Annotated in this window: 28 protein-coding genes; 19 read left to right on the top strand and 9 right to left on the bottom strand. The window is 46.7% G+C overall.

Annotated elements, in window-relative coordinates; genetic code table 11:
- The first annotated feature begins 10 nt into the window (after window positions 1-10).
- Window positions 11-1,108 (top strand): CinA family protein, encoded by a 1,098-nt coding sequence (locus H7R39_RS09925; protein WP_185899069.1) that lies wholly within the window; start codon window positions 11-13, stop codon window positions 1,106-1,108.
- Window positions 1,109-1,335: 227 nt separating this feature from the next.
- Here the strand turns inward: H7R39_RS09925 and H7R39_RS09920 are convergent, their stop codons facing one another.
- Complete coding sequence (locus H7R39_RS09920) at window positions 1,336-1,713, bottom strand: rhodanese-like domain-containing protein (protein ID WP_185899068.1); 378 nt, start codon at window positions 1,711-1,713, stop codon at window positions 1,336-1,338.
- A 161-nt stretch (window positions 1,714-1,874) separates the two neighbouring features.
- Here H7R39_RS09920 and H7R39_RS09915 point away from each other — a divergent pair, with 161 nt between their 5' ends.
- From H7R39_RS09915 to H7R39_RS09905, 3 genes are read left to right on the top strand one after another with little or no spacing between them, the layout of a single operon-like run.
- Window positions 1,875-2,876, top strand: coding sequence for a Fe(3+) ABC transporter substrate-binding protein (locus H7R39_RS09915; RefSeq protein ID WP_185899067.1), 1,002 nt, complete (start codon window positions 1,875-1,877; stop codon window positions 2,874-2,876).
- The gene (locus H7R39_RS09910; RefSeq protein WP_185899066.1) at window positions 2,876-4,432 is read left to right on the top strand and encodes an ABC transporter permease; all 1,557 of its coding nucleotides are present in this window, start codon (window positions 2,876-2,878) and stop codon (window positions 4,430-4,432) included. The genes H7R39_RS09915 and H7R39_RS09910 overlap by 1 nt, the downstream gene beginning before the upstream one ends.
- A gap of 4 nt (window positions 4,433-4,436) precedes the next feature.
- A complete protein-coding gene (locus tag H7R39_RS09905; RefSeq protein WP_221892115.1) occupies window positions 4,437-5,363 on the top strand; it encodes an ABC transporter ATP-binding protein in 927 nt (308 codons plus the stop codon).
- Window positions 5,364-5,439: 76 nt separating this feature from the next.
- Here the strand turns inward: H7R39_RS09905 and H7R39_RS09900 are convergent, their stop codons facing one another.
- The 7 genes from H7R39_RS09900 to rpoD all read right to left on the bottom strand — a co-directional run bounded on the left by H7R39_RS09900 (window position 5,440) and on the right by rpoD (window position 12,033).
- Window positions 5,440-6,033, bottom strand: a complete 594-nt coding sequence (locus H7R39_RS09900; protein ID WP_185899065.1) for a hypothetical protein — start codon at window positions 6,031-6,033, stop codon at window positions 5,440-5,442.
- Window positions 6,034-6,406: 373 nt separating this feature from the next.
- Entirely contained in the window at window positions 6,407-7,180 is a 774-nt protein-coding gene (locus H7R39_RS09895) for an ABC transporter ATP-binding protein (RefSeq protein ID WP_185899064.1), read from the bottom strand.
- Window positions 7,164-8,141: a FecCD family ABC transporter permease gene (locus H7R39_RS09890; protein ID WP_185899063.1), complete on the bottom strand. Its 978-nt coding sequence runs from the start codon at window positions 8,139-8,141 to the stop codon at window positions 7,164-7,166. Before H7R39_RS09890 ends, H7R39_RS09895 begins: the two co-directional genes overlap by 17 nt.
- On the bottom strand, window positions 8,138-9,172 hold the full coding sequence (locus tag H7R39_RS09885; protein WP_185899062.1) for an ABC transporter substrate-binding protein: 1,035 nt from the start codon (window positions 9,170-9,172) through the stop codon (window positions 8,138-8,140). The genes H7R39_RS09890 and H7R39_RS09885 overlap by 4 nt, the downstream gene beginning before the upstream one ends.
- Window positions 9,173-9,407: 235 nt before the next feature.
- On the bottom strand, window positions 9,408-9,788 hold the full coding sequence (locus H7R39_RS11365) for a hypothetical protein (protein WP_228724776.1): 381 nt from the start codon (window positions 9,786-9,788) through the stop codon (window positions 9,408-9,410).
- 89 nt (window positions 9,789-9,877) lie between these two features.
- Window positions 9,878-10,075, bottom strand: coding sequence for a hypothetical protein (locus tag H7R39_RS11360; protein ID WP_228724775.1), 198 nt, complete (start codon window positions 10,073-10,075; stop codon window positions 9,878-9,880).
- Window positions 10,076-10,152: 77 nt separating this feature from the next.
- A complete protein-coding gene (gene rpoD, locus H7R39_RS09875) occupies window positions 10,153-12,033 on the bottom strand; it encodes an RNA polymerase sigma factor RpoD (RefSeq protein WP_185899061.1) in 1,881 nt (626 codons plus the stop codon).
- Window positions 12,034-12,371: 338 nt separating this feature from the next.
- On the opposite strand from rpoD, the gene H7R39_RS09870 reads away from it, so the two are divergent.
- Window positions 12,372-13,184 carry a flagellar hook-basal body protein gene (locus tag H7R39_RS09870; RefSeq protein ID WP_185899060.1) on the top strand — a complete coding sequence of 271 codons (813 nt, stop codon included), beginning with the start codon at window positions 12,372-12,374 and terminating at the stop codon, window positions 13,182-13,184.
- A 548-nt stretch (window positions 13,185-13,732) separates the two neighbouring features.
- On the top strand, window positions 13,733-14,521 hold the full coding sequence (gene flgG / locus H7R39_RS09865; protein WP_185899059.1) for a flagellar basal-body rod protein FlgG: 789 nt from the start codon (window positions 13,733-13,735) through the stop codon (window positions 14,519-14,521).
- Window positions 14,522-14,660: 139 nt separating this feature from the next.
- On the opposite strand, the gene H7R39_RS09860 is transcribed toward flgG, so the two are convergent.
- Window positions 14,661-15,662: an SEL1-like repeat protein gene (locus tag H7R39_RS09860; protein WP_185899058.1), complete on the bottom strand. Its 1,002-nt coding sequence runs from the start codon at window positions 15,660-15,662 to the stop codon at window positions 14,661-14,663.
- Window positions 15,663-15,859: 197 nt separating this feature from the next.
- Here H7R39_RS09860 and H7R39_RS09855 point away from each other — a divergent pair, with 197 nt between their 5' ends.
- The 13 genes from H7R39_RS09855 (at window position 15,860) to H7R39_RS09795 (ending at window position 25,855) form a co-directional block, all read left to right on the top strand.
- A complete protein-coding gene (locus H7R39_RS09855) occupies window positions 15,860-16,522 on the top strand; it encodes an AzlC family ABC transporter permease (RefSeq protein WP_185899057.1) in 663 nt (220 codons plus the stop codon).
- Entirely contained in the window at window positions 16,519-16,854 is a 336-nt protein-coding gene (locus H7R39_RS09850) for a branched-chain amino acid transporter permease (protein ID WP_185899056.1), read from the top strand. The genes H7R39_RS09855 and H7R39_RS09850 overlap by 4 nt, the downstream gene beginning before the upstream one ends.
- An 83-nt stretch (window positions 16,855-16,937) precedes the next feature.
- Window positions 16,938-17,984 (top strand): type II asparaginase, encoded by a 1,047-nt coding sequence (locus H7R39_RS09845; RefSeq protein ID WP_185899055.1) that lies wholly within the window; start codon window positions 16,938-16,940, stop codon window positions 17,982-17,984.
- A gap of 515 nt (window positions 17,985-18,499) precedes the next feature.
- Window positions 18,500-18,859 (top strand): DsrE/DsrF/TusD sulfur relay family protein, encoded by a 360-nt coding sequence (locus H7R39_RS09840; protein ID WP_185899054.1) that lies wholly within the window; start codon window positions 18,500-18,502, stop codon window positions 18,857-18,859.
- Window positions 18,860-18,924: 65 nt separating this feature from the next.
- Entirely contained in the window at window positions 18,925-19,416 is a 492-nt protein-coding gene (locus tag H7R39_RS09835; protein WP_185899053.1) for a YfbM family protein, read from the top strand.
- Window positions 19,417-19,766: 350 nt separating this feature from the next.
- Window positions 19,767-20,366: a LysE family translocator gene (locus H7R39_RS09830; RefSeq protein ID WP_185899052.1), complete on the top strand. Its 600-nt coding sequence runs from the start codon at window positions 19,767-19,769 to the stop codon at window positions 20,364-20,366.
- Window positions 20,367-20,457: 91 nt separating this feature from the next.
- Complete coding sequence (locus tag H7R39_RS09825; RefSeq protein WP_185899051.1) at window positions 20,458-21,132, top strand: response regulator transcription factor; 675 nt, start codon at window positions 20,458-20,460, stop codon at window positions 21,130-21,132.
- Window positions 21,133-21,148: 16 nt separating this feature from the next.
- Window positions 21,149-22,006: a hypothetical protein gene (locus H7R39_RS09820; protein WP_185899050.1), complete on the top strand. Its 858-nt coding sequence runs from the start codon at window positions 21,149-21,151 to the stop codon at window positions 22,004-22,006.
- The gene (locus tag H7R39_RS09815) at window positions 21,987-23,048 is read left to right on the top strand and encodes a sensor histidine kinase (RefSeq protein WP_185899049.1); all 1,062 of its coding nucleotides are present in this window, start codon (window positions 21,987-21,989) and stop codon (window positions 23,046-23,048) included. The genes H7R39_RS09820 and H7R39_RS09815 overlap by 20 nt, the downstream gene beginning before the upstream one ends.
- Window positions 23,049-23,722: 674 nt before the next feature.
- Complete coding sequence (locus H7R39_RS09810) at window positions 23,723-24,271, top strand: glutathione peroxidase (protein WP_185899048.1); 549 nt, start codon at window positions 23,723-23,725, stop codon at window positions 24,269-24,271.
- 69 nt (window positions 24,272-24,340) lie between these two features.
- Window positions 24,341-24,925 (top strand): nitroreductase family protein, encoded by a 585-nt coding sequence (locus H7R39_RS09805; protein WP_185899047.1) that lies wholly within the window; start codon window positions 24,341-24,343, stop codon window positions 24,923-24,925.
- Window positions 24,926-25,017: 92 nt separating this feature from the next.
- Complete coding sequence (locus tag H7R39_RS09800) at window positions 25,018-25,245, top strand: hypothetical protein (protein WP_185899046.1); 228 nt, start codon at window positions 25,018-25,020, stop codon at window positions 25,243-25,245.
- 127 nt (window positions 25,246-25,372) lie between these two features.
- On the top strand, window positions 25,373-25,855 hold the full coding sequence (locus H7R39_RS09795) for a 3-isopropylmalate dehydratase small subunit (protein WP_122863074.1): 483 nt from the start codon (window positions 25,373-25,375) through the stop codon (window positions 25,853-25,855).
- Window position 25,856: the final 1 nt, after the last annotated feature.

Here is a 25,856-nt window from a genome sequence, read left to right as displayed (position 1 = left end):
GGAGAAAACAGTGAAAAACGCACTACTGATCATCGGCGAAGATATCGGCGTAAACGCGCCTTTTTTGGATTATATTTTTTGCGCTTACAAGCGGCATTTCGGCGAGCTGGGCGAGTTTAGGTTCGTTAGCAAAAGCGACAAGGAGTTGCCGTTTATCATCGAGCATCTTTGCGCGCGTTCGGACAGCCTTTGTATCTACGCGTCGAGTCAAAACTGCTCCGTCGCGGCTAAAATTTTAGCTACGTTAAGCGGCGATATTTTGGAGCTAAAATCCCCGCAAATGCTAGCTCCGAGTAGGGCTGAAAAATTTAGCGACGAGGGCTTTTTAATCAAACTAAATCAAACTTACGTAAATTTACTAAAGGCCGACGCGAACCAAAAACTGCCTGCCATAGATATCAAAACGCAGCGAGATTTCGGCTACTTTCATCTGGTCGATATCGACGAGGAGAGCGCGAAAATCCTGCTCGAACCGCTGGCAAAAACGTATGAAGTGCAGATTTATTCGTCTCAAATTTTATCAAATTTGGCTCTAATCAGAGTAGAGGCGAACAAATTTGGCCAAACCGGCGGCTTTATAAACGGTGCGAAAAATCTATTTTCGGGCAAATTTTTTGAAGGCGAGGATGTTTTCCGTCACGTTGCGAGCACGCTTATAGCAAGCGGGCTAAAGCTTACATTTGCCGAGTCTTGCACGGCCGGGCTTGCCGCGGCTAAATTTGGCGCTTTTGCGGGGGTTTCGGCGGCGTTTAACGGCTCGCTAGTGACCTACGCAAACGAGATGAAACGCGACTGGCTGGGCGTTAGCGATGAAATTTTACAAACCTACGGCGCAGTGAGCGAGCAGTGCGTGATGGCGATGCTAAAAGGCGCGCTAAAGGCGAGCGAATCGGACTTTTCGCTAGCTATCAGCGGGATCGCGGGACCTGACGGCGGTAGCGAGGCAAAGCCCGTGGGGACGGTATTTGTAGGAGCTTATGCAAAAGACGGCGAGTGCATCATCGAGAGGCTAAATTTAAACGGAGATCGCAACTACATAAGAGAGCAAAGCGCGCTGGCGGCGTATGTTTGCTTGCTAAAGCTAAAGCCGAGACTATTTTTGTCGTAAATTTTGGTCAAATTCGGTGAAATTTACGCTCGCTAAAATTTAAAGCGGTACGCTTTTGTTGTATTAAATTTTATAAGAAACGGTGACGATTTTTGCGTTAAGCATGGCGGCGAGTTTAAATTTACCGCCGTCTTACGCGCGAGTGGAGCACAGATCGGCTCCGCCAAACTTAAAATTTAGCGCAAATTTAAGCCTGACGGATGAAATTTGTAAAGTAAAACCGCGGATTATTTTTGATACGGTACGGTTTCGTAGCCTTGATTTATGAGGCTACCCATGCCGCCGTCAAGATTTATTATATTTAGCTCCGGCGAGTCTATCATCATCGCCGCCGCAGCGCTTCTGCGTCCGCTTCTGCATATGAGCGCGACCGGTTTTTTTAGATCGACATTGGCTTTAAGCTCGTTCAAAAATCCCTCTTTATCGGTTGCGTTAAAAGTGATAGTCTTTGCGCCCTTTATCACGCCCGTTTCCATCCATTCAGCAGGCGTCCTGATATCTACGATCTGCTCGTAGTTTTTGATCGCCTCGGGACTAACTTGAACCGTAGAAATTTCCGCAAAAGCCATCGCCGCAGCCGCTCCTAAAAGTAAAATTTTTCTCATTTTATCTCCTTAAATTTGACGGCGTGAATATTAGCACTCATTTTTAAATATTTTGTCATTCTAAAATCACTCCGGCATAAATTTTTCTTTTTTAATAATTAATATTACTTTCATCGGTCAGACGCTATAATCGCAAAATCACATCAATACAAAGGACAAAAATGAAAAAAAGTTTTTTCGCGCTTAGCTTGTTTTCAAGCTTTTTGTTTGCCGCGGAGGTAAATATCTACTCTGCGCGCCACTACGACGCCGACAGCGAGCTTTATAAGCTTTTTGAGCAAAAGACGGGCATTAAGGTAAACGCCACTCAGGCAAAAGCCGGCGAGCTAATCAAAAAGCTCGAAGTCGAAGGGGGTAGCTCTGCGGCGGATATTTTCATCACCGCAGACGCGGGAAATTTCTACACCGCAAAGACTAAAGGCGTGCTGCAACCGGTCAAATCTGAAACTCTGGAAAAAATAGTCCCGGAGCAGTATAGAGACAACGACGGCCAGTGGTTTGCTATCTCAAAACGCGCTAGAGTCATCGTTTATGATAAAAGGGACTTCGATCCTAAAGGCATCAAAGACTACGAGGATTTGACAAAACCGGAGCTAAAAGGCAAACTGCTAATCAGAAGCGCGACGGCTCCATATAGCAAATCTCTGCTGGCTGCTATCATCGAAGCCGACGGTAAAGACGCGGCTGCTAAATGGGCGGAAGGCGCACTAAAAAATCTAGCCCGCGATCCAAAAGGCGGCGATAGGGATCAGGCTAAGGCTATTTACGCAGGCGAGGGCGACGTAGCGGTGATGAATACCTACTACATAGGCCTCATGCTAACATCTCCGAAAGCCGAAGACGTGGAGGCTGCTAAGAATCTGGGCATAATTTTCCCAAATCAGGACAACCGCGGTACGCACGTAAATATCAGCGGCATCGCGCTAACCAAAGCTGCTAAAAATAAAGAAAATGCAGTTAAATTTATGGAGTTTATGGTGAGCCCTGAGGCGCAAAAGATACTCGCTGGTATAAATTTCGAGTATCCGATCAACGCAGAGGTCGAACCTAGCGACATTGTAAAGGGCTTTGGTAAATTTAAAGAAGACTCCACTCCACTTTATAAAAGCGTGCAAAACACGAACGAGGCTATTAAAATTTACGACGTAGCCGGCTGGAAATAATGAAAGTAAAATTCGGGGCGATCTTTATCGCCCTTATCGTTTTAATCCCTATTTTTAGCATATTTTTCGAGATCGCTTTGGGCGACTACTCCTTGCTCGAGCACTTTTTTAAGTATCTTTTTATGAGGTATATCCAAGGTACTTTTGCGGTTGCGGCAGGCGTTTTGGCGCTTAGTCTCGTTATCGCCGTGGTTTCTGCGTGGCTGGTGGCGAACTACCGCTTCGCACTCTCAAATTTTTTTGAATATGCCCTCATCCTTCCGTTTGCGATTCCTGCTTATATATTTAGCTTTTGCTACGTCGGGATTATGGATTACGGCGGATATTTTCATCAAATTTTCGGCTTTAGGCTAGAGTTTATGAATATCTACGGAGCGATTTTCGTGCTGTCGTTGTCGCTTTATCCATATATCTATATGTTTGCCAAAACCTCGTTTAAAACGCAGTCCGCAGCGATTTACGACGTTTGTAAAATTTACAAGCTCTCAGGCACGGCCGTGTTTTTTAGGGTTGCGATATTTTTGTCACGCCCGGCGATCGTGGGCGGAGCGATGCTCGTGCTCATGGAGACGCTTAGCGACTACGGCACGGCTGCGTATTACGGCGTAGAGACTTTTAGCGCGGGCATTTTTAAGCTATGGTTTGATATGGGCGACTCGTACTCCGCGTCCGTGCTAGCGGGACTTTTGATGATGTTTGTGTTTGTTTTGATGATATTTGAGCACGTTAATAAAAACTCTAAAAAATATAGCTTCTCCACGCACGACACCTCCAAATTTACGCAAAAGCGCGAGCTTGGTAAATTCGGCTCGGCGGCTGCGTTTTTATGGTGCGCGAGCGTGTTTTGCCTGGCGTTTGCGTTTCCTTTTACCTGGCTTTTGTATTGGAGTATTCACGAGCTAGATAGTTTTAAATTTGAGTTCGTGCAGATGGCGGCAAATTCGCTACTGATGGCTGCAGGCGCGGCGATACTCATCACGGCGGTGAGTTTTTTCCTCGTTTTTGCTACGAGACTCATAAAAAATAAAGCGCTAAACGCCTTTTTGCTAAAATCAGTCTCGCTAGGATACGCGCTACCGGGCGCTAGTATTGGGCTTTGCGTGATGATAGTTTTTGGTTACGTTGACCGAAATTTCGGCACGCATCTGCTCTCGTCCAGCTTTGTGGTGCTGATTTTTGGCTACGTCGTGCGGTTTTTGGCGACCTCGATATATGCTGTTGAGAGCGGATACGCCAAGATCCCGGCAAACATCGACGACGCCGCGCTTTTGCTAAACGGCTCGCGGTTAAATTTGTTTTTCAAAGTGCATTTTCCGCTACTTCGCCACTTTTTCTTTCTCTCGCTCATCGTCGTTTTTATCGACATCATCAAGGAGCTGCCGCTTAGCCTCATTTTGCGGCCTTTGGGCTTTGAGACGCTTAGTATTAGGGCGTTTTTCTATGCCGCCGACGAGAGGCTTTATGCTGCGGCTCTGCCGTCGTTTCTCATCGTTTCGATGTCGCTAGTAGCTGTTCTTTGGCTCGAGATAATCTCCAGAAAAAAACAAGAAAGATAAAAACATGGCTGAAATTTTAAAAATCGTAAATTTAAACAAGAAGTTCGGAAATTTAGAGGTCTTAAAAGACGTAAATTTAAGCCTTAACGAGGGCGAAATTTTAAGCATTTTAGGCGATAGCGGTTGCGGCAAAAGCACGCTTTTGCGTATAATCGCGGGGCTTGAGACGCCAAGCGGCGGGCAAATCACCGTCAAAGAGGGCTGCGGCACCGCGATGATGTTTCAGAGCTACGCGCTTTTTCCGCATTTAAGCGTTTGCAAAAACGTGGAATTTGCGCTGTGGCGGCTGCCTAGCACCGAGCGAACCGCAAGGAGCGCGCAACTGCTGGAGAAATTTAAAATCGCCGAACTAAAAGACAAAACCCCAGATCAAATTTCGGGCGGTCAGGCGCAGAGGACTGCATTTGCCAGAGCCGTAGCAAACCGCGAAAAGCTACTTTTGCTCGACGAGCCATTCGCAAACCTCGACCGCAGCCTAAAAAGCGCGCTAAGAGGCGAGCTAAAACAGATGATAAAGGCAAACGGCATCAGCGCGGTCATGGTAACGCACGACAAGGAGGACGCCTTTTTGCTAAGCGATAAAATCGCGCTGATAAAAGGCGGCAAGGTTTTGGCCTTCGGCGCGCCTAGGGAGCTGTATTTTAGCCCCGCATCTTACGAAATCGCCTGCTTTTTGGGCGATATGAATTTGATCGATGAGCGGGATGCGCAAAGCTTGCCGGCCGAATTTAGAACGTGGCTGGAGGAGAGAAAATTTATGTTTCGCCCGGAGCTAATAATAAGCGGCGAAACATACGAAGCAGACGTGGTAGAAGCAAAATTTTTAGGCGCATTTTACGAACTAAATTTGGAGTTTTGCGGGGTCAAATTTAAAGCCGTAGTTAGCTCAAATTTGCAGATTTGCGATAAATTTAAATTTGACCTAGCTTAAATTTGGACGGGCTTAGTATAGCCGCGCGATTTTTTATCGTCAAATTTGCCTAAAATGCAAATTTGACGAATTTGGCTTAGTCTTGATTGCGGTTTTCGACGTAATCCACTCTCGACCAGGCAAGCACGTAGATAAATCCTAGCGCCAGGTAGATGCCAAGCACCGCAAGCTCGATAGGATAGGGATCGCGCAGGGCTTTGGTGAGTAAAAGCTTTAGCGCCGCAGCGATTAGCGTGCCGACTACGCAAAGCACCGCGTAGCCTGAAAACAGGGCGTTTTGCGTGACGGCGCCGAGTTTTAAATTTATCTTTATCCAAAGCAAAAACGCAAGTACCGCCACGGCGCAAATGACGAAAAATAGGACCTTGTGCGTGCTAGCGGGAGCGTAGTTTGTGCTAAAACTTAGCAAAATCATCGCGCTGCTAATAGCGATAAAAATGCGGTAAAGCTTAAACACTCCTCCGCCTGCGAGTTTGTTTATCTTCGATATCGCGCCGTAAAGGCAGATAACGGAGACGAACAACATCGCTACGCGCGCGCTCGTTGCGATATCAAAGAGGCTTTTAGGTAAAACCATCTCTTGCGAGAGTAAATTTAAAATAACCAAAATTCCGGACGTCATACCTAGCGCTCTTGCCGTACTTATGCGCTTTATGAAGTTTTCTTGCACGTTTTGCCTTTTGTTAATTTAATAAAAATTTTACACAAACAAGCTTAAAATTTTTATTAAATTTGGCTCAAGCAAACTGGTAAAAATCGCGGCGTAAAAATATAAAAAAGCGAAGTCGCGAGCAGGAAAATGTATCGTTTGCGTAAAATTTGAGTGCATGAAACGAAAAATGATTTTGACATCGCGAGCGTAAAAATAGAATGTGTGCTAGGTAAATTTAGGCGGCTTATGCAGAGTTTATTAAGTATCGCAAACCTCGCAAACCGCGTAAACAGTGATATAAATTTAAAATCGGCAAATTTTACTCCATGTAAATTTCAAAAATACATAAAATTTTACACACAGTTCAAATTTTTGCCGATTAAAATAAAAGCTACCTCACTTGCGCGCTGAAAATTTGCGTGATGCTGGGGATTTGTTTGCCCGCAACGTCAAATTCCGCCGTTTTCATCCGCACGCGGTAGAGCGCATTTAAATTTTCCTCATTTAAAACCTCGGCGCTAAGCCCGTAAACGTAGCTAAGATCGTCTTTTAAAATGAGCGTGCGATCGGCGACCGCAAGGGCGTGGTTAGGCTGATGGGTGGTAAAAACTATGCTCGCATCGCTATTTGAGCGTAGATTTGCGATGAGGCTTAGCACGCGGTCTTGGTTTTTGATATCAAGCGCGCTGGCAGGCTCGTCCAAAAACAGAATTTCGCTTTTGCTCGCGATCGCCCTGGCAAAGAGCACGAGCTGCTTCTGACCGCCCGAGAGCGAGTTGAAGCGCTTGTTTTTCAGATGCGAAATTTCAAGGCTCTCAAGCGCGTCCAGGCAGATCTGCACGTCGCGTTTGCTCGGCTTTGAAAACAGCGAAATATCGCGCACGCGCCCCATCGCCACGATGTCTTGCACGCTGTAATCAAACGCCACGCTAAAGCTTTGCGGCAGAAAGCCAAATTTTGCCTGCGTGCTAAGCTGTCCCTCTTTGAGATCCAAAATGCCCATCATGCACGACATCAGCGTGCTTTTGCCTTGACCGTTTAGCCCCAAGATCGCTAAAATTTGACCGCGCTCAATCTCAAAGCTCAAATTTCTAAAAAGAAATTTGCCCTCTTCGTAGAAAAATCCCGCGTCTTTGATCGCGAGCAAACTACCTTCTGTTAGCATCGGCGCTCCTTTTTAAGAGGATGGCGAATATCGGGCTGCCGATGAGCGCGGAGATGATACTAAGCGGCACTTCGCTGGAGCTTATCGAGCGCGATACGTCGTCGATGGCGAGCATAAAAACGGCTCCTGCGACGAAGCAAGCGGGCATGGAGCGCAAGTGGTCGCTGCCAAATATCATCCTGGCTACGTGCGGCACCACGAGGCCGATCCAGCCGATGTTTCCGCTGACGCTGACCTGCGCGGCGACTAGCAGCGTGCAGACGATGAGGATGACCGAGCGCAGCCGTACGATGTTTACGCCGAGCACCTTTAGATCGCCGTCTTCGAGGCTGAGTAGATTAAATCTCCACCGCATCGCGATTAGCGCCGCGACGCAGGGCGCCGAAACGGCGGCGAGCATGACGAGCTTGTCGTAGTCTGCCCGCACGAAGCTACCCAGCAGCCAGTAGATGATGTTCGGTAGCACGTCTTCGTTGTTGGCTAGATACTGCACGAGGCTTGTTAGCGCAGCAAATACGCCGTTGATGACGATACCTGCTAAAATGAGCGAAAAGACGTCGCTGCGCGAGACGAATTTGGCGATAAAATAGAGCATAAAAAGCGCGGCGAGCCCGAAAAAGAAGGCAAAGCCCACGATAAAATAGGAGCCAAAGCCAAGCATGATGCAAAGCGCGCCGCCAAATGCCGCCGCGGTGCTAACGCCCACGATGTGCGGGCCTACGAGCGGGTTTTTAAACACCGCCTGAAGCGCGAGGCCGCTAAGCGCCAGTATCCCGCCGCAAAGGCTCGAAAGTAGAGCGCGCGGGATGCGGATATCAAGCACGACGCTCTTTGCCGTCTCGTCTGCGGAGGAGCCGAGTAAAATTTTACCCGTCTCCTCTAGGCTAACCGGATACTGCCCGATGCCAAGCGAAACCGCAAACAGCAGGATCCAGAGCAGCAGTAGGGCGGAAAATTTCATTTATAGCTCGTGCGGTAGAATTTTTGATAAAATTCCTCTACTTTTTTGTCAAATTCCGCCTCGTCAAAATACTTCGGATAGAGCTTCATCGCTAGCCACCACTCGCCAAGCGCCATGGCCTCGGCAGTCGGATAGCCCCACGCTTTGGCGTATTCGGGCATCATGTAAATTTTATCCTCTTTGACCGCGCTTAAATTTGCAAGCTGAGGGTTGGATTTAAGCTCGGCAGGCACCTGCGGGTAGCGATCCTGCACGAAGATCATCTGCGGCGCCCACGCTAGAACTTGCTCTGCAGATACCTGCTTGTAGCCTTTGATACTATCCGCCGCGACGTTTTGCGCGCCTGCACGCATAAACATTATGCCCGTGTATTTGCCGCTGCCGTAGGTCGTGAGATCGGGATTTGCCATGTAAATTTTAGGTCTTTTATCCACGATGAAGTCGCTAAATTTAGCCTTTAGCTGCTCTTGCGAGGTTTTGACGAAGTTTATTAGCTCGGCGGCCTCTTTCTCGCGGTTTGCGACCTTGCCAAGAAGCTCTATGCCGTCGTAAAAGCCCTCGGTGTAGGCCGCCTCGTCGTCTTTGAAGGTCGGATTTAACTTGCCCTTATCGGCGGCGTCGCTGCGCTGAAAGCTAACGGCGATGACGGGGATTTTGAGCTCCGTCATCTTGTCGATGTATTCTTGCGGGATGTAGTTCGTGACGATCACGACGTCGGGCTTTAGCTTAAGCACCGCTTCGTAGTTGATGACCTTTAGATCGCCAGGTGTGGGCATGTCTTTTAGGCTCGGCGCTAGGCGGATGTAGTTTTTGCCGAGCGACTTTTCCCACGACTCCTGCACGCCGACGACCTTGTCCAGCGCGTTTAGCTCATTCAGCGCGTTTAGGCTTTGGTGCTGAAGCACGACTATGCGCTTAACTTCGTCTGGTAGCGTGACGTCGCGACCTAGTTGATCGGTTACGACGCGGTCTGCAAAAAGCGAACTCGCGCACAGCGCAAGGGCTAGCGCGAAAGAGTGAAATTTACTCATATTTTTCCTTAAGTTTTTAAATTATATTTATTTATAGGCTTAAAATAAGCATTTTTGGCTCATAAATAAATATTAGTATATTACAAAAATAGCGATGAATTTATTATAAAATTTGAGAGGCGACACTAGTGCTGTTTTTGGCAAAATTTAGCAAAACGGCTAGTGTGGCGGCTGTGATAAAATTTGAAATTTTTAAATTTTAGGGCTGCGCTAGAGCGATATTTTTGATCCTAGCTCAAGCCGCTAGTTCGCAAGGCGGGATCAAGATCGCTATCGTAAGCAGCGCATACGGAGATACCAAACCGTTAAGGGACGAAATATCGATAAACTGAAGCGCTATGCCCATAAAAGCCAAGCCGGCGCAGAAGTAGAAAAATTTACTTTGCGTATCTTTGCCGAGCAGATAGTACGCAACGCCGAGCATAAACCAAAAGTAGATAGTTAGAATGGAGTCTATGGTAAGAAATATCGTAAGGGCCGAGCCTTGCGTATTTAAAAAATTATTTGCGACTGCTCCGATTATAGAATAAGCATTGTCGACAAAAGAGCCTCCGATCTGCGCCGCAGCATACTCTACCGCGCCAAATCCGACTTGACTGACCGAATACAATGCCATAGGTAGCCATAAAATCGCTAGTAGCGCCGCCGTGACTAGCGCGCGGAGAAGGTTTTGGTAAAGAGTTTGCTTGCGGAGAGTTTGGAGATTTATCTAGCGGCAAGAAGCCTAAAAATCATCGACGCAAGAAAGACAAGGCAAATAAAAAACACGGCGGCCAAAAAACCAGTCAGCGAGACGCGGCTGCAAAATTCGCACAAAATCCAAATAGACATACAGCCGCCGACTAGTAAAATATTAGAAGCTATGCCGCGGAATTTTATCTCAGCTAGGAGTTGCTGATCCATATTTGCACCTTTGGATTTTTCTTTAAATTTGATAGTTGGTTTTTGCGTTAATCTGTTAAAAAAAGGGAGGGCTAAATTTAGCCCTCGATGTAGTTTTTGAGTTTTCTACCGACTTTTGGGTGTTTTAGTTTTTTGATAGCAGAGCTTTCGATCTGGCGGACGCGCTCGCGGGTTACGTTTAGCTCCTTGCCGATCTCTTCTAGCGTGCGGTCGCTCTCGTCGTCGAGCAGGCCGAACCTCATCCTGATGACGGCTTTTTCGCGCTCGTTTAGCTGGTCTAGGACCTCGTCTATCTGCTCTTTTAGGTCATTTTTTAGGATGTGATCCATCGGGCTTAGCGAGCTTCTATCCTCGACGAAATCTCCAAATTTACCGTCCTCTTCGTTGCCGATAGGAGCTTCTAGGCTGATAGGCTCTTTTGTGATTTTTATGACTTGTTTTACTTTGTCTACGCTTAGTCCGACTTCTTGCGCTATGACGCTCACATCGGGCTCTTTGCCCTCTTCTTGGAGGTATTTGCGGTTGATTTTGTTGATACGGTTTATCGTTTCTATCATGTGGATAGGGATACGTATCGTACGGGCTTGATCGGCGATAGCGCGGCTGATAGCCTGGCGTATCCACCACGTCGCATAGGTCGAAAATTTATACCCTTTTTTATACTCAAATTTATCAACCGCTTTCATCAGTCCTATGTTGCCCTCTTGAATCAGGTCTAAAAACGGCAAACCGCGGTTCGTGTAGCGCTTGGCGATACTTACGACGAGACGCAAATTTGACTTTGCCATCCTAGCTTTTGCTTCGTCGGATATCTTTTTACCGCGTTTGATTTGCTCTAAGATTTCTTTTAAAAGTATCGGATCGAGATTAAATCCGCTCTTACTCGCTTCCTTGGTCGCAAACAGTTTTTTGATCTCTACGTAGGTTGAGACCATCGTGGCCTCTGGCACTCTAGCGATGATGTCGTCTTTGCTTAGTTTGATGATATCTTTTAAGATCGATTTGTGATTTTTCTTTAATTCGTCGCTAAACATCGGCAATTTGTATTCGAGTCTTTTTAATTCTCTATCAAATTCGTCGTCGCTCTTTAGCGCCGTTTCCATCGACTTTACGATCTCGGTTATGAGCTTACTTGTAGGTCCTAGATCCATCAGCTTGTCTTTTAGGATTTTCTTTTTAAATGCAAGCATTATTTTTGCTAAAAACTCATCTTCCGTCTCGACTTCGTTTTGTTTATTTGCCGTTTTTAGCCACTCTTTTTTAGCTTTTTCGAGCGCTCTAAAGCTCTCGATTACCTTTTCGGCTCGCTTATCGTCTTTTTTACTATTTTTTTTAGGCTTGGCTTCTTTTTCTTCGCTTTCCTCGCCCTCGTCTTCGATCTCTTCCTCTTCCTCCTCTTCGACCTCTTCGCTGCCTTCCTCGCCCTCGTCATCAAAGCTTCTAAAAAGCTCTTTTACGCGGCGTTCGCGGTTTATGAGCGGTTCTTTGTAATCAAGGATAAAGTCGATGAGGTAGGGCACCGAGCAAAACGCATCTATAATGATATCTTCACCAAGCTCGATTTTTTTGCTGATTTCTACTTCTTCTTCTTTGGTTAGTAGCGCGATTTGACCCATTTCGCGCAGATACATACGTACGGGACTATCTGAGCGCGACCACTCGAGCAGATCTGTTTCGCTGGCGAGGTCGAATTCTTCCTCTAAGCTATCGTCAGCTAGTTTTGCTAGCTCCTCGCGGCGTTTTTTGGCGTCTTCGATATTGCGCATTTTAGCGATTTCAGCTGAGGTGATGAGCTGGATTTTATTTGCTTTAGCTAGCGACTCTATCTTTTTTGCTATCGCTGCCGTCGGCGCTTTGTCTAGAAATTTAACAAGTTTTTCGTAAGTGATATAGCCTTTGGCATTTTCTTTGAAAAGCTCTTCTATGAGCGACAATGCCTCTTTTTTTGCGGTACTCATTCGGGATTCCTTCTTTTTGTAGAAAACGAGGATTATACCCAAAATTCTTTAAACATTAATAAAAATACGATTATTCGGGCATTTTTACGTAGGCTAAATTTACTGAAAATTTTATTAAATTTAATTTGGAACAGAAGTTGCTAAAGTTGTCAGAAAAATGCGATAAATCGAGTCAAATTTGTAAAAATAAAACAATGAGGCGAAGTATCGTAAGGTGGATTTGAATGTCGTGAAGCCAAAATTTTGCGTAGGCTAGGCGGAGTGGCCTGCCGAGCTAAATTTTAGCAAACCCATTCAAAGACGCTCACGAGACAAGCCACTCAAATAAGGAAAACTAAATGAACAACGGCTACTACCAAGCAACCGGTGCCATGGTGACGCAGTTTAACCGTCTGGACGTCATCGCAAACAATCTTGCCAATATAAACACTATCGGCTTTAAGCGCGACGACGTCGTGGTGGGGGATTTTGAGAGGATTTTTAAAGAGTACCGCGACGAGTTGCCGATAGAAAACCACACGAAAGACGCGGCGAAATTTCTAAACAGAACCATAGACAGAGTACCGCAAATTTCGGAGCAATACGTGGATTTTAGCCAAGGCGGGCTTAAATTTTCAAACAACGACCTTGACTTTGCGATGAAGCGCGAGGATCTATTTTTCCTAGTCGAAGTAAAGCCAGGTGACGTACGCCTAACCAAAAACGGCTCGTTTAATCTCGACGAGGACGGATTTTTGGTAACAAAAGAGGGCTATAAAGTACTGCCGAGCGATTATTTTACGAACAATTTTCAAGGTATCCAAATCCCGCAGAGCGAGCGCTTTTCCGCTGATAAAAACGGCAATCTCTACTCAAACGAGGAACCGCTAGCTAGACTTTATATAGCGCAGCCAAAAGAGATACGAAATCTAACCAAAGAGGGCGATAATCTCTATGTTTTGCCTAATTTAAAGGAGCTTGAAGACGTGGGCGGCGAGATAGACGCGGTCGCGTGGAAATACACTCAAATCTCCAACGTAAACGCCGTGACCGAGATGGTCGGACTCATCGAGACGCAGCGCTTTGTCGAGATGTATCAAAAGGTGATGACGAGCCATATGGATGATCTAAATCAGGAAGCTATAAGTAAGCTTGCTAATACGAAAGTCTAATAAGCTGCGTCTTTTTAGCGCTTTTTAATGAGTTTGGTTTTTGCTTCTTCGGCAACCTTCATGGTTAGCCTCAGTCGCAAAAACTGCAACAGCATTAAAAATCATCTAAAAATACTTTGCTTATTATGGCTGTTTTTAATTTGCTTTTGCTTACGATCGTAGGTGCTTCAACTCTAATCTTCTTTCAAAATTTTATTTTAAAACACTTCAGCCAAAATATTTTCAAATTTTCTAAAATTTGCAAATTTGGAATGCCTTTTGCTAGATACCCGAGAAATGCGAAAAATAGCGCCGAATTTGTAAATTTTAGACGGTTTTATGCAAAAGCGTAAAATTTAAGACTGCAAATTTGGAATATATTTTGCAACGATAAAAGGCGATGAGCTGCTTATTAGATACATAAAGATAAGCGGCAGTAGCTTGAGATGGAGACGAGGCGGTTTTTTGCGAGGCGAGGGCGCGTATACGCGATACGTAACCGAAGCCGAGGAAAAAACCAACGAAGTATAAGCTCAAGATACAACGCGCTAAGAAAGGAAAACACGAAAATGATGAGGTCTATTTATTCTGCCGCCACCGGTATGATCGCCCAACAAACCCAGATCGACGTTACGTCGCATAACATCGCAAACGTAAACACCATCGGCTACAAGAAAAACCGCGCCGAATTTGCCGATCTGATGTATCAGGTCATGGAGTATGCGGGTACGGCAACCAGCGCCACGACGAAAAGTCCAACGGGTATCGAGGTGGGTCTGGGCGCGCGTCCGACGGCGATAACGAAGATATTTTCGCAAGGGTATTTTAAAGAAACTAGCAACAACCTCGATATGGTTATAGCGGGTAACGGCTTTTTTCAGGTGCAGCTTCCGGACGGTACGACGGCGTATACTAGAAACGGCGCCTTTAAGCTAGATAGCGAAGGCACGATCGTAAACTCCGACGGATACGTACTTCAGCCGCAGATGACCATCCCGGCTGATGCCACCCAAGTTTCAGTCGGTACCGACGGCACAGTCTCCGTGCTGCAGCCGGGCAATACCGAGATGACGCAGGTGGGCCGCATCGAGCTAGCAAATTTTATCAACCCCGCAGGCCTGCACTCTATGGGCGACAACCTATATCTGCCGACGGGCTCTAGCGGCGAGGTCGTAGTCGGTACGGCGGGACAGGACGGTCTGGGTACGATCAGGCAGGGATTCGTCGAGATGAGTAACGTCCAACTGGTTGAGGAGATGACCGACCTCATCACTGGTCAGCGCGCGTACGAAGCAAACTCAAAGGCAATCACGACGAGCGACGATATGCTCTCGATCGTAAATAGCCTAAAGAGATAGCCTAAAATAGGCTAAATTTGACGCCGCCCGGTCTTTTAAATTTGCAAATTTGGGACTAGGCGGCTTTTAAATTTACGGCGAAAAACGGCTAAATTTATCTCAAATTTAGCCGTTTCGTAGCGGTTCTTGCTCGCTATTCTTATTTGCTTAGGATTTTGTGATTATCGCAACCTTGTTTCAGGCCCATATCGCAAGCCTTGCCGAAATACTTCTTAGCCGCTTGTTTATCTTTGATTACGCCTTGGCCTTCCGCGTATAAAACGCCGAGATTATAGCAGCCGTTTGCATAGCCCATATCGCAAGCTTTAGCGTATAGTTCGCTTGCTTTATTGCGGTCTTGCTTTACGCCTTGGCCGTTGTAGTACGAGCCCCCGAGATTGTAGCAGCCTTTTACGTAGTCCGCTTCGCAAGCTTTGGAAAACAACTCAACGGCCTTTTTATAGTCTTGTTTTACGCCTTGACCGTCATGATATGAAACGCCGAGATTGTAGCAGCTCTCCGCATCGTTCATATCGCAAGCCTTAGAAAACAGCTCGTTAGCCTTTTTGTAGTCTTTTTTTACGCCTTGACCTTCTATGTATAAAACCCCGAGATTATAGCAGCCTCCCGCATACCTCATCTCGCAAGCTTTAGAGTGTAACTCGCTAGCTTTTTTAAGGTCTTGTTTTACCCCTTGTCCTTTTTCGTATAAAAGCCCCAGATTGCCGCAGCCTAGTGCCTCTCCCATATCGCAAGCTTTAGAGTATAGCTCGCCGGCCTTTTTGTAGTCTTGTTTTACCCCTTGGCCTTTTTCGTACGAAAATCCAAGGTTATAGCAGCCTTTTGCGTCCCCCTTATCGCAAGCTTTTAAAAAGTTCTCGCTAGCCTTTTTGGAGTCCTGCGCTACGCCTTGACCGTTGCTATACAAAATTCCTAGATTATAGCAGCCTTTTGCGTCTCCCATCTCGCATGATTTCAAAAATAGCTCGCTAGCTTTTTTGTAGTCTTGCTCCAAGCCGCTTTCTCCGTTTGCGTACGAAACGCCCAGATTATAGCAGCCTCTTACGTCTCCCGCATCGCAAGCGCCTTGCAATATCTTTGCGTCGTTGCCCGCACCAAATAAAACCACCGCGCAGGCTACCGCTATGACTATTTTTTTCATGCTTTTGCTCCTATAAAAAATTTAACGCTATTTTATAAGATTTATTATTAAAATGCGGATAATTTTATACTAAACGCTAAATTTGGTTTGGTTAAATTTGCCCACCGCGTCATTAGCTCAAATTTACTCAAATCTCCAGTCTTTATCCTAAATTTTTAAATTTTTAGCTATCATCGCACTTTTATTAAGGAAAATTTTTGCATTTTAGTTACGTTTTTAAGCTTAGCGTTCCGATATTTATGGGCTATTTTCCCCTTGGCGTCGCCTTTGGGATACTGGCTAAAAGCATGGGCGTTAGCGCATTTATCGCCATCGCTCTTAGCACGTTAGCATACGGCGGCGCGGCGCAGTTTATGATGCTCTCGCTTTTTAGCGTTGGCACGGGGCTTTTTGAGGTTTTTATCGTCTCGTATCTGGTAAATTTACGCCATACTTTTTACGGGCTGGCGCTTTTAAAAGAGTACAAAGATCTCAAATTTCGCCTTTTTAATATCGCGACCCTCACGGACGAAACTTTTGCGATATTTAAGGCGCTTAAGATCTCGGACGCGGCGGAGCGCAGTTATGTTTTTACGCGTTTAAATTTGATCTCGTGGCTCTACTGGGCGGCGGGAACTGCGGTCGGATGCCTAGCCGGCGGACTGATAAAGGTCGATACGAGCGGGCTTGAGTTTAGCCTCACGGCGCTTTTTATCGTGATCGTGATGGAGATGTTTAAAAACGATAAAAACTATAAGGTGCTAGGCGCGGCGTGCTTGTTTGGAGTCGCCGGCGTAGCGCTCATGCCCGCTAAAGCGATGCTGGTAGGCTCGATGGCGCTTTGCTTTATTTTTATTTTAGTTTTTAAGGATAAGCTTTGATAAGCGTGAATTCTAACGAGTGGGCGATATTCGCCGCCGTTTTGCTAAGCGCGTTTGCGACCTTTTTGACGCGAGCCGCGCCGTTTTACGTCATCAAAAACTATAAGCCTAGCCCGTGGCTTAGCGCCGTGGAGCGACACATGGGGCTGATGATAATGGTTATCTTAGTGTGCTACGGACTAAGAGACGTCAAATTTGACGTTTATCCGTACGGACTAAACGAAGCGGCAGCCGTTTTTAGCGCGGTTTTGATTCATCTGAAATTTAAAAATACCTTGCTTAGTATCGCGGCTTCGACGGCGATATATATGACGCTTATTAGGATTATTTAACTGAAAATAAAAATTAAGAATTAATAATAAATTTAAGTAATAAACGCTAAAATCCTAGTGACATCTCAATACAAGGAGCAAACATGCGTTTTGCGGTAAAGGCGGTGATTTTCATGCTTTTAGGAGCGACTTTGGCTTTTGCTAAGCCTACTATTTACATTTTGGCAACTGGCGGCACGATAGCCGGCAGCGGCTCTGGTGCTCTTGATACGAGCTATACCTCCGGAACCGTTACGGTCGATAAACTGATCGCCGCGGTGCCTGAAATCAACAAGATAGCGACCATCAAAGGCGAGCAGATCTCAAACATCGGCTCTCAAGAGATGAACAACGAAGTTTGGTTTAAGCTAGCAAACAGAGTAAACGAGCTGCTAACTAGCGGCAAGGCTGACGGCGTCGTCATCACACACGGAACGGATACGATGGAGGAGACGGCGTATTTTCTAAATTTAGTCGTCAAAAGCGATAAACCTATCGTTATGGTGGGCGCTATGAGAAACAGCGGTTCGCTAAGCGCGGACGGCCCTCTAAATATCTTTAACGCCGTAAATGTCGCGATGAGCAAAGAAGCCGCAGGCAAGGGCGTAGTAGTCGTGATGAACGACGAGATCCACGCGGCTAGAGAGGTAACTAAAACCAACACTACCGCGGTCGATACATTTAAATCTCCAAACAGCGGCAAGATCGGCACCGTGTTTTACGGCAACGTCAAATTTTATATGAATCCTGTTCGCAAACACACCGTAAATTCAGCATTTGACATCACGAAGATCAAAGAGCTTCCAAGGGTCGATATCATCTACAGCCACTCAAACGACAACCCGGACTTTGTAAATTTGGCCGTCAAAAACGGAGCTAAAGGCATCGTAAATGCGGGCATGGGTAACGGAAATCCATTCCCAAGCGCGCTTGAGGCTCTAGGCGAAGTAGTCAAAGGCGGCGTGGTAGTCGTGCGCGACTCGCGCGTAGGTAGCGGCGAGACCACGTTAAACGGCGAGGTAGACGACGGTAAATACGGCTTTTTAGCTAGCGACAACCTAAACGCGCAAAAAGCTAGAGTACTCTTGATGCTTGCGCTTACGCAGACTACGGATAAAGCTAAGATCCAGGAGTTTTTCCTAACTCACTAAGCGCGCGGCGGTCTCGCATTGCTATGCATCGTTGAATTTTACTTCGCTTCACTAAGGCGAACGATAAGCCCGCCTCATTCGCGAAGCAAAATTCACCTCGCCTAGCTTTGCGATATTTGCGCTTTATTTTTGTGCGGTATCTCGCGAGCGCTTTTGAAAGAGCTAGTAAAATTTTGGCTCGATGAACCACGTGTTCTATCTGCGCCAAAATTTTACGTCGCAACTCTCTTTGCTTTGGCGTTACGAGCAGGGCGAAGTAAAAAATCATCTCGCGATATTTTCACTTATTTAATATTACGGCGGATTTGTTAAATTTACGGTCCGCCGTCTCTTTTATAAATTTCCTTTTTCGGTAGCTTTTACTGCGACGAATTTATCTTAAATTTGAGCTCAAATTTAAGATATTTTACGCACAACTTGGCTAAAATTTGCACTGTTTGTACCGCAAAAACTAGTGGCGCCGCAATGGCGAGGTTTTTAAGCGAAGCTAGTAAAAGTAGCAAAAGGAGCACAAAATGAAAAAATTTCTACTCATCCTAACAAATCAGCCGTATAACGGCACGGACAACGCGTATAACGCATTGCGGCTAGCGGGAGCGCTCAAAAACAGGGGCGAATACGTTAGGATATTTCTGATGAACGACGCTGTAGATCTCGCGCGCAATAGCACGCAAAAGCCCGAAAACTACGACTTTGATCTCGTGGCGAAACTAAAAGAACTGCACGCAAACGGCGTAGCGCTAAAAGTCTGCGGCAGCTGCGAGGCTAGATGTGGTCTGCGCGCGGGAGAGCCGTATTTTGATAGCGAGATAAAAGGCAGCATGGATATCCTTGCTAGCTGGGTCGCGGAGTGCGATCAGGTGATGACTTTTTAGTCCGTCGCTAGCGGCAAGTTTACGTTAAATTTGAGACTCTATTTGATTTTAACTAAGGAGCTAAAATGGGAATGAGCGCGCACTACTACGCCTATGCGCAAGACGTTATCGAGGCGATCAAAAACGGCAGCGACGGCGAGGCGCTGGACGAATACGACCTAGATAAAATGTGGGACGCGATGCACAAAACTCTAACTGGCAAAAATATGTTTGAGGCGATGAGCGCAGGCGAGATTTTCGCGACGCCAAACCCGCTTAGTTGGGCGATATTTGGACGCGGCATGGCGGGCGAGGAGGGGAGTGAGGCTGTATCGTACGTGGACGCAGATGACGTAAAAGCCGTAGCCAAAGCGATGCAGAGTACCGACATTGGCGCGCTTTTGGCAAACGTAAATTTTGCAGACTTCGGTAAAGCGGGCACGTACCCCGAGATATGGGAGCACGAGAGCGAATTTGAGGATATAAAAGCCGAGCTAAAAGAGCATTTTAACGGGCTTTTGAGCTTTTATCAAAATGCCGCCGAAAAGGGTCTTGGCGTACTGATCGTGATAGCTTAGATTTCTAAATTTTGCCGCAAAACCCGCTAAACGGTCGGCTAGCTTTGGAGCCGTTTTTCGGGGTAAATTTAAACCCGCATGGATAAAGTTAAATTTGCGGGTTTAAATTTGTGCGCTTAGAGATTTGATTGCTAAATTTACTCTCTGCGCCTCAAAAAACGCAAGCAAAAGCCGCCGCAAAGCCAGGTAAATTTCCCTGCCTGCACATAAAAAGCAAATTTCGCGCCGCGACCCAAAAACGCAAACGACGCCTTAAGCAAATTTTGCTAAATTTCCGCCGTTTGGCCGCCGTTTTTTATCTTAAATTTATTAAATTTGATTTACTATTTCTTCAAAATTTAAGGCGCTTTATGAACTACCTACTTTTTGCCGTTACGTTTTTCCCTATCAGCCTGATGCCGGGCATCAACATGACCTACGCTATGAGTATCGGCATGAGCCTAGGCTACGTGCGCGCGCTGCCGATGATGTCGGGGCAGCTCGCCTCTCTGGCCTTAGTAGGTATTTGCTGTATGCTAGGAGTGGGCGCCGTTTTGGCGCATTATAGCTTCGCGTTTAAGGTTTTAAACGTCATAGCGGGGCTTTATCTGCTGTATCTGGGCGCTATGCTGTTTTTTAGCAAGGGGCAGCTTAGTATCACGAAGGTCTCTCAGCTGCCGAGTAAAAAGCAGATGTTTTTAAACGGCGCCGTGGTCTGTATCTCAAATCCTAAGGCGTGGATTTTTCTATCGGCTTTGTTGCCGACTTTTTTGGACGCGAACGATCCTTTTAGCCTGCCTCGCATACTCTCTATCACGGTTACGCTCGTTTTTATCGAGTTTTGCTCGCTTAGCATCTATGCTCTTGGCGGCGCGATACTCAAGAAATTTTTGCAAACCCATCTGCGACTCTTGGAGATTTTTACAGCCGTTATCATCTGCGCTATCGGCGTTTTGATGATGCTTCGCTAAATTTGCCCGCTGAATTCTCGTTAAATTTGATAAAATAGGACAAAAATTATCGCCTTGCCCGTTAAATTCGGGGCAAATTTAAGGAAAATAAATGTTTAAAATTTTAGTCGCCGAGGATGACGAAAATTTAAATAAAATAATCTGCCTAAAGCTCGCGCAGGAGGGTTTTTCTCCGCTTGCGGCATTTGACGGGCGGCAGGCTTTGCAGCTGCTAGAGAGCGAGCGCGCCGACCTTGTCATCACCGATATCATGATGCCCGGGCTTAGCGGATATGAGTTAACCAAGCAAATCAAGCTGCTAGACGAGTCGCTGCCGGTGCTCATGATAACGGCAAAAAGCGGCATGGAGGGCATGGAGAAAGGCTTTGTCACGGGGGCGGACGACTACATGAGCAAGCCCGTAAATTTAAAAGAAATGACGCTACGCATAAACGCGCTTTTGCGCCGAGCCAAGATCGCTAGCGGCAAGCGGCTGAAGTTTAAAAACTCCGAGCTAGACTATGCGGCTCTTAGCCTAAAAATCGGCGGTGAGGCCGTAGAGCTCGCGCCAAAGGAGTTTTATCTGCTCTTTTTACTGCTCTCAAACCCGGGCAAAATTTTCACTCGCCTAGAAATCATGCAAGAAATCTGGGGCTACGACACGGACAGCGACGAGCGCGCGGTCGATACGCACGTAAAAAAACTACGCCGCAAGCTAGAAAACTGCACGGACTTTGAGATAGCTACGGTGCGCGGCATCGGCTATAAGGGCGAAATTTACGAGTGAGGGGCGGGGAGATAAAGTGAAAATTTTAAAAGCTATTTTTGCGGCGGCATCGGCGGTTTGCTATCTAAACTCTGCCGTTTTACCGCAAAGCGACTGGAGCAAAAAGGATCTAAAAGGCGAGGTCAAAAGCATGACGACTACGGAGTACGAATACTCTATAGACGGCTCGGGCATGCTAGAAAATACGCGCGTAAAGCGGACGGAGTTTAACGAAAACGGCTATATACTGCAAGAAACCGAGCATATAAACGGCGTGCCAAACAGCTCGGTTTTGTTTGAGTACGGCAAAGACGGGCTAATCCGCAAAAAATATCAAGACAGCGCCGTTTATCTCTACGAATACAAATTTGACGGCGAAAATTTAGTCGCGACGGCCAAAGAACAGCATGTGGAGGATAAATTTTACCCGCGCACGGAGAAAACCACCTATGGCAAGGACGGCAAAATGATCGCTCGGGCGGCGTATTCGGGCGGGATGCTAGTGACGGACGATAGCTACGTCTACGACGAAAAGGGCGTTTTAACGCGGATAGAAAATAATATGGAGCCGCGGCACGGTATAGAGATAAGCTTTGAGCGCAAGCCAAACGGCGAATACGAAAAAATCACGCAAGCCCCGGGCTCAAAATGGGTTTATTACTACGCTGCAAACGGCGACGAGATGGAGTATACGTCGGTAAATTACTTCGGCTCCGAGGCAAAAATCTGGCAAATTTTGCAGTTTAAAGACATAACGAGGGACGAGCGGGGAAATTTGACGCGTAAAACCTCGGTCAAATTTAAGCCCGCGGACAAATACTACGAAAACGGCGACATAAAAGAGATCGGCCTATACAAAAAAATGGAAATAAAATATGAATACTACGCAAAATAAGAAAAAATACCTAATCAGCCTAAAAACCTACACCGCGGCGATGTTTATCTTCGTCTTTTGCGTGCTTTGCATCGCGGCATCGGCGGCGATACTGGCTTACGAGCGGATATTTGAGGTGAAGCTTGGGATGTTTTGGGGCATTATCAGCTTTTGCGCGATCGTGATGGGCGCGGGCGGAGCGATATTTTACGCGGTATCGGCCTATTTTTTGAGATACGTCGAGAGCTTTAGGCTAGCAGCTGGCAAGATCGCTAGAGGCGACTTCGCCGTTAGAGTCGCGCGTAAAAACTACAAGCGCGGCGCGGATAGCGAGTACCTGCATGAGCTGGACGAACTAGCGGCAAATATAAATTTGACCGCGGCGGCGCTAGAAAAGATGGACTACATGCAAAAGGACTTCATTTCAAACGTCTCGCACGAGCTAAAAACGCCTCTAAGCGTCATCAGCGGCTACTGCGAGATCGCGCAGGACGAGACGAACAAAGCGCGCAGAAACGAGTATCTAGACCTCATAAAAGAGCAGGCGGGTGCACTAAGCAGGCTGTGCGAGGATATGCTGCTACTCTCGCGCCTAGATAGCCAAGCGGGCGTAAATTTGGACGAAAACGTGCGCGTAGACGAGCAGCTGCGAAAGGCCGCGGCGATGCTAATGCAAAAGTACGACGGGCAGGAGTTTGATCTAGATCTAGTCGCCGTAAGCGTACGCAGCAACGCCTCGATGCTGGCGCAAATTTGGGTAAATTTGATGGATAACGCGCTGAAATACTCAGCCGCCGATATCGGCGTGAGCTGCCGCGAGGAGGGCGGGCGGCTTATCGTTTGCATTAGCGACGAGGGGGCGGGCATCGAGGCTAAAAAGCTTGAAAAAATCTACGATAAATTTTATCAATGCGAGGAGTCTCACAAGGGCAAGGGTAGCGGTCTGGGGTTATCTATCGTGCGGCGTATAGTTTATCTTTTGGGCGGTGAGATAAGCCTTGAAAGCGAGCCGGGGCGCGGCACGACTGCTAGCGTGAAAATCCCAAACGCGCGTAAAATTTGAGGAAATCGCGGCTAAAATAGTTCAAATTTGCGCTCCTGCGGCGGGCAAATTTGACTCTCAGACTCGGCTGCTTGCGCGGCAAATTTAACTTGCCGATCGCTAAAAATTAGGCGCTTTGCTTTTTGAGTAAAATCGGCTTTTGGGTTTGCGAGTATCGCGTGTTATGGCTGCGGGCGAGCCGGTTTGACGACATTAAATGCTCCGACGCGACCTTTAAAGCTTGCTTGTTTAAATTTAAAAATCTAGCGTCAAATTTCATTTGCAGCTCGCGCGAGAGCGAATTTTAGCCCATGCTTGCGGATAAATTCGGCGCTCGGACATAAATTTGCCGAAATTTTAATCACGGCTCAGTTGGCGGCAAATTCTTTCAAAATTTGGCGAAATAACCCCAATTTCCGCTCTAAATTAAAATCCCTACGCGAATTTTTAAAATGTTGCCAAAAGGACACATTGAGGACACAAAAGGTCATTATAATTCTCCAAAAATAAAGGAGAAAAAGATGAAAGATTCTGCAGTAACTCACGCAACTATGGCTATCGGAGCCGTGCTTTGGGGCTGTCTAACGGCAGCGGTTTTGTTTTAGTTTTCGCCGTTTGGCGATCCAGATATAGCAGGCGCGTTTACATACGGGCAAAGGTACCCTATTTATTTTAATCAATTTAAAGGAGAAAAAATGCAAATCTACGACATTAACGTAACTACAGGCAGAGGCGAGCAAAAATCTATGGGCGAGTACCGCGGCAAGGTGTTGCTCATCGCAAATACGGCCAGTAAATGCGGCTTTACGAACCAATACGAGGAGCTTGAGGCACTAAATCAGGAGTTTAAAGACAAGGGGCTTTGCGTGTTGGGCTTTCCTAGCGATAATTTCGCTCATCAAGAACCCGATGACGACGAGACGATAGAGCAAAATTGCAAGCTAAATTTTGGCGTAACGTTTGAGCTATTTAAAAAAGGCGACGTGCGCGGCGAGAGTGCGATAGAGCTGTTTAAATTTCTAACTTCAAAACAGGGATTTAAAGGCTTTGATGCCGCCCATCCGTTAAGCGCAAAACTTGAAGAATCGCTAAAAAGCAACTTTCCCGAAATTTTAGAAGGCGACGGCGTGAAATGGAATTTTACGAAATTCGTAGTGGATAGAAACGGCGAAGTCGTAGCGAGATTTGAGCCGACGGCTAGCTTTGAACAGATAAAAGCGTGCGTGAAAAAGCTACTAGGTTAAACGGCTGCTCGCGGGCGCTTGAGTAAAGCACGGCGAGCCTGAAATTAAAATCAAATTTAAGGAGAGAAAATGCAACTACTCGAAGCTATGAAAAAGCGTCGAAGCGTGCGCGAATTTAATGCCGAAGTCCCGTCAAAAGAGGAGATCCAGGCGATTTTGGAGGCAGCGTATCTGGCGCCCGCTCTTTTTACCACGAAGGACGCTCACATAAGCGTTATCACGGACAAAGATCTTTTGCGCGAGCTTGATGCGGCGGCCGTTAAGAAATTCGGCAAAATGCTTGAAAACATGGGGATGAAAACCAAAACTACGCTTTACGGCGCGCCCGTTCTTGTCTTGGTTTCGGGTAAACTCGCGACGGAACTGCCGAAGGAATGCGAAGGCGCCAAGCTTGAAAACCTACACCGCGGGATTTACTGGGCGATGGGTTCTGTGATGCAAAATATGCAGCTTCGCGCAACCTCGCTTGAGCTTGCCTCGTGCCCGATAAATACAGTCGTTGTTACACTTTTTGACGAGCCTGTTCTCGCAGCTCGTGCTGGCATCCCCGAGGGATACTCGCCGCTTTGCTCGCTTGCGATCGGTAAAAGCGACGCTAAATGCGAGGAGCGTAAGCCTAGCTGTGATCATTACGGGGTTAGCTACATAGCTTAAATTTATCTTGCACAAAAACGCTAAAGCGCCGACGCGCCGCCCATTTGGCTTTGGCGCGCTCGGTTTTTATTAGACTTTTACAAACGGCGCTTTTGCAAATTTGGAGTAAATTTGCCTCTTTGTGCGTCAAATTTACTTATCCGCGTGCGGTAAAATTTGAACGAAAAACCAACTTAAATTTTAAATCCGGCAAATTTACGCTCCGTCCGCGCCGCCGCGAAATCAGCCTCATATCGCTCAAATTTACGCCTGCTAAACTAGAAATAGTCTTTCGCGCCATACCGCTTTTGGGCTCAAATTTAGCCGAGCTTCAAATTTGATCGGCAAGCTAAACCACCTTCAAATTTGAGCTCAATTTTACCCGCACCGACCGCTACCTATCGCGCTTTGATTGTTTATTTAGCTTCTTTTGGATAAAATCGCCCAAATTTAATCTTAAGGCGAATCATGAAACAAGCAAAAGTCTGGAAATTCGGCGACAATATCGACACCGACATCATCATAGCCGCGCGCTATCTCAACACCTCGGACGAAAAAATCTTAGCCACTCACATCATGGAGGATGCCGATCCTGAATTTAGCAAAAAAATCTCCGTCGGCGACGTCATCGTAGCTGGCGAAAATTTCGGCTGCGGCAGCTCGCGCGAGCACGCTCCTTTGGCGCTTAAAGCCGCGGGTATCGGCGCGGTGATAGCTAAGAGCTTTGCTAGGATTTTTTATAGAAACAGCTTTAACACGGGACTTTTGATACTGGAAATCAAAGAAACCGACGAGATAAACGCGGGCGACGAGCTAAAAATCGACGTGGATAACGGCGCGGTCGTAAATTTAACGAGCGGCAAAGAGTATAAATTTAGCCCGATACCGCCGTTTATGCAAGAGCTTTTAAAAAGCGGCGGCCTCATAGAATACGCAAAAACAAGGATATAAA

The organism is Campylobacter massiliensis (assembly GCF_014253065.1).
Classification (GTDB): Bacteria; Campylobacterota; Campylobacteria; order Campylobacterales; family Campylobacteraceae; genus Campylobacter_A; species Campylobacter_A massiliensis.
This window is presented reverse-complemented; position numbering and strand designations above follow the sequence as displayed.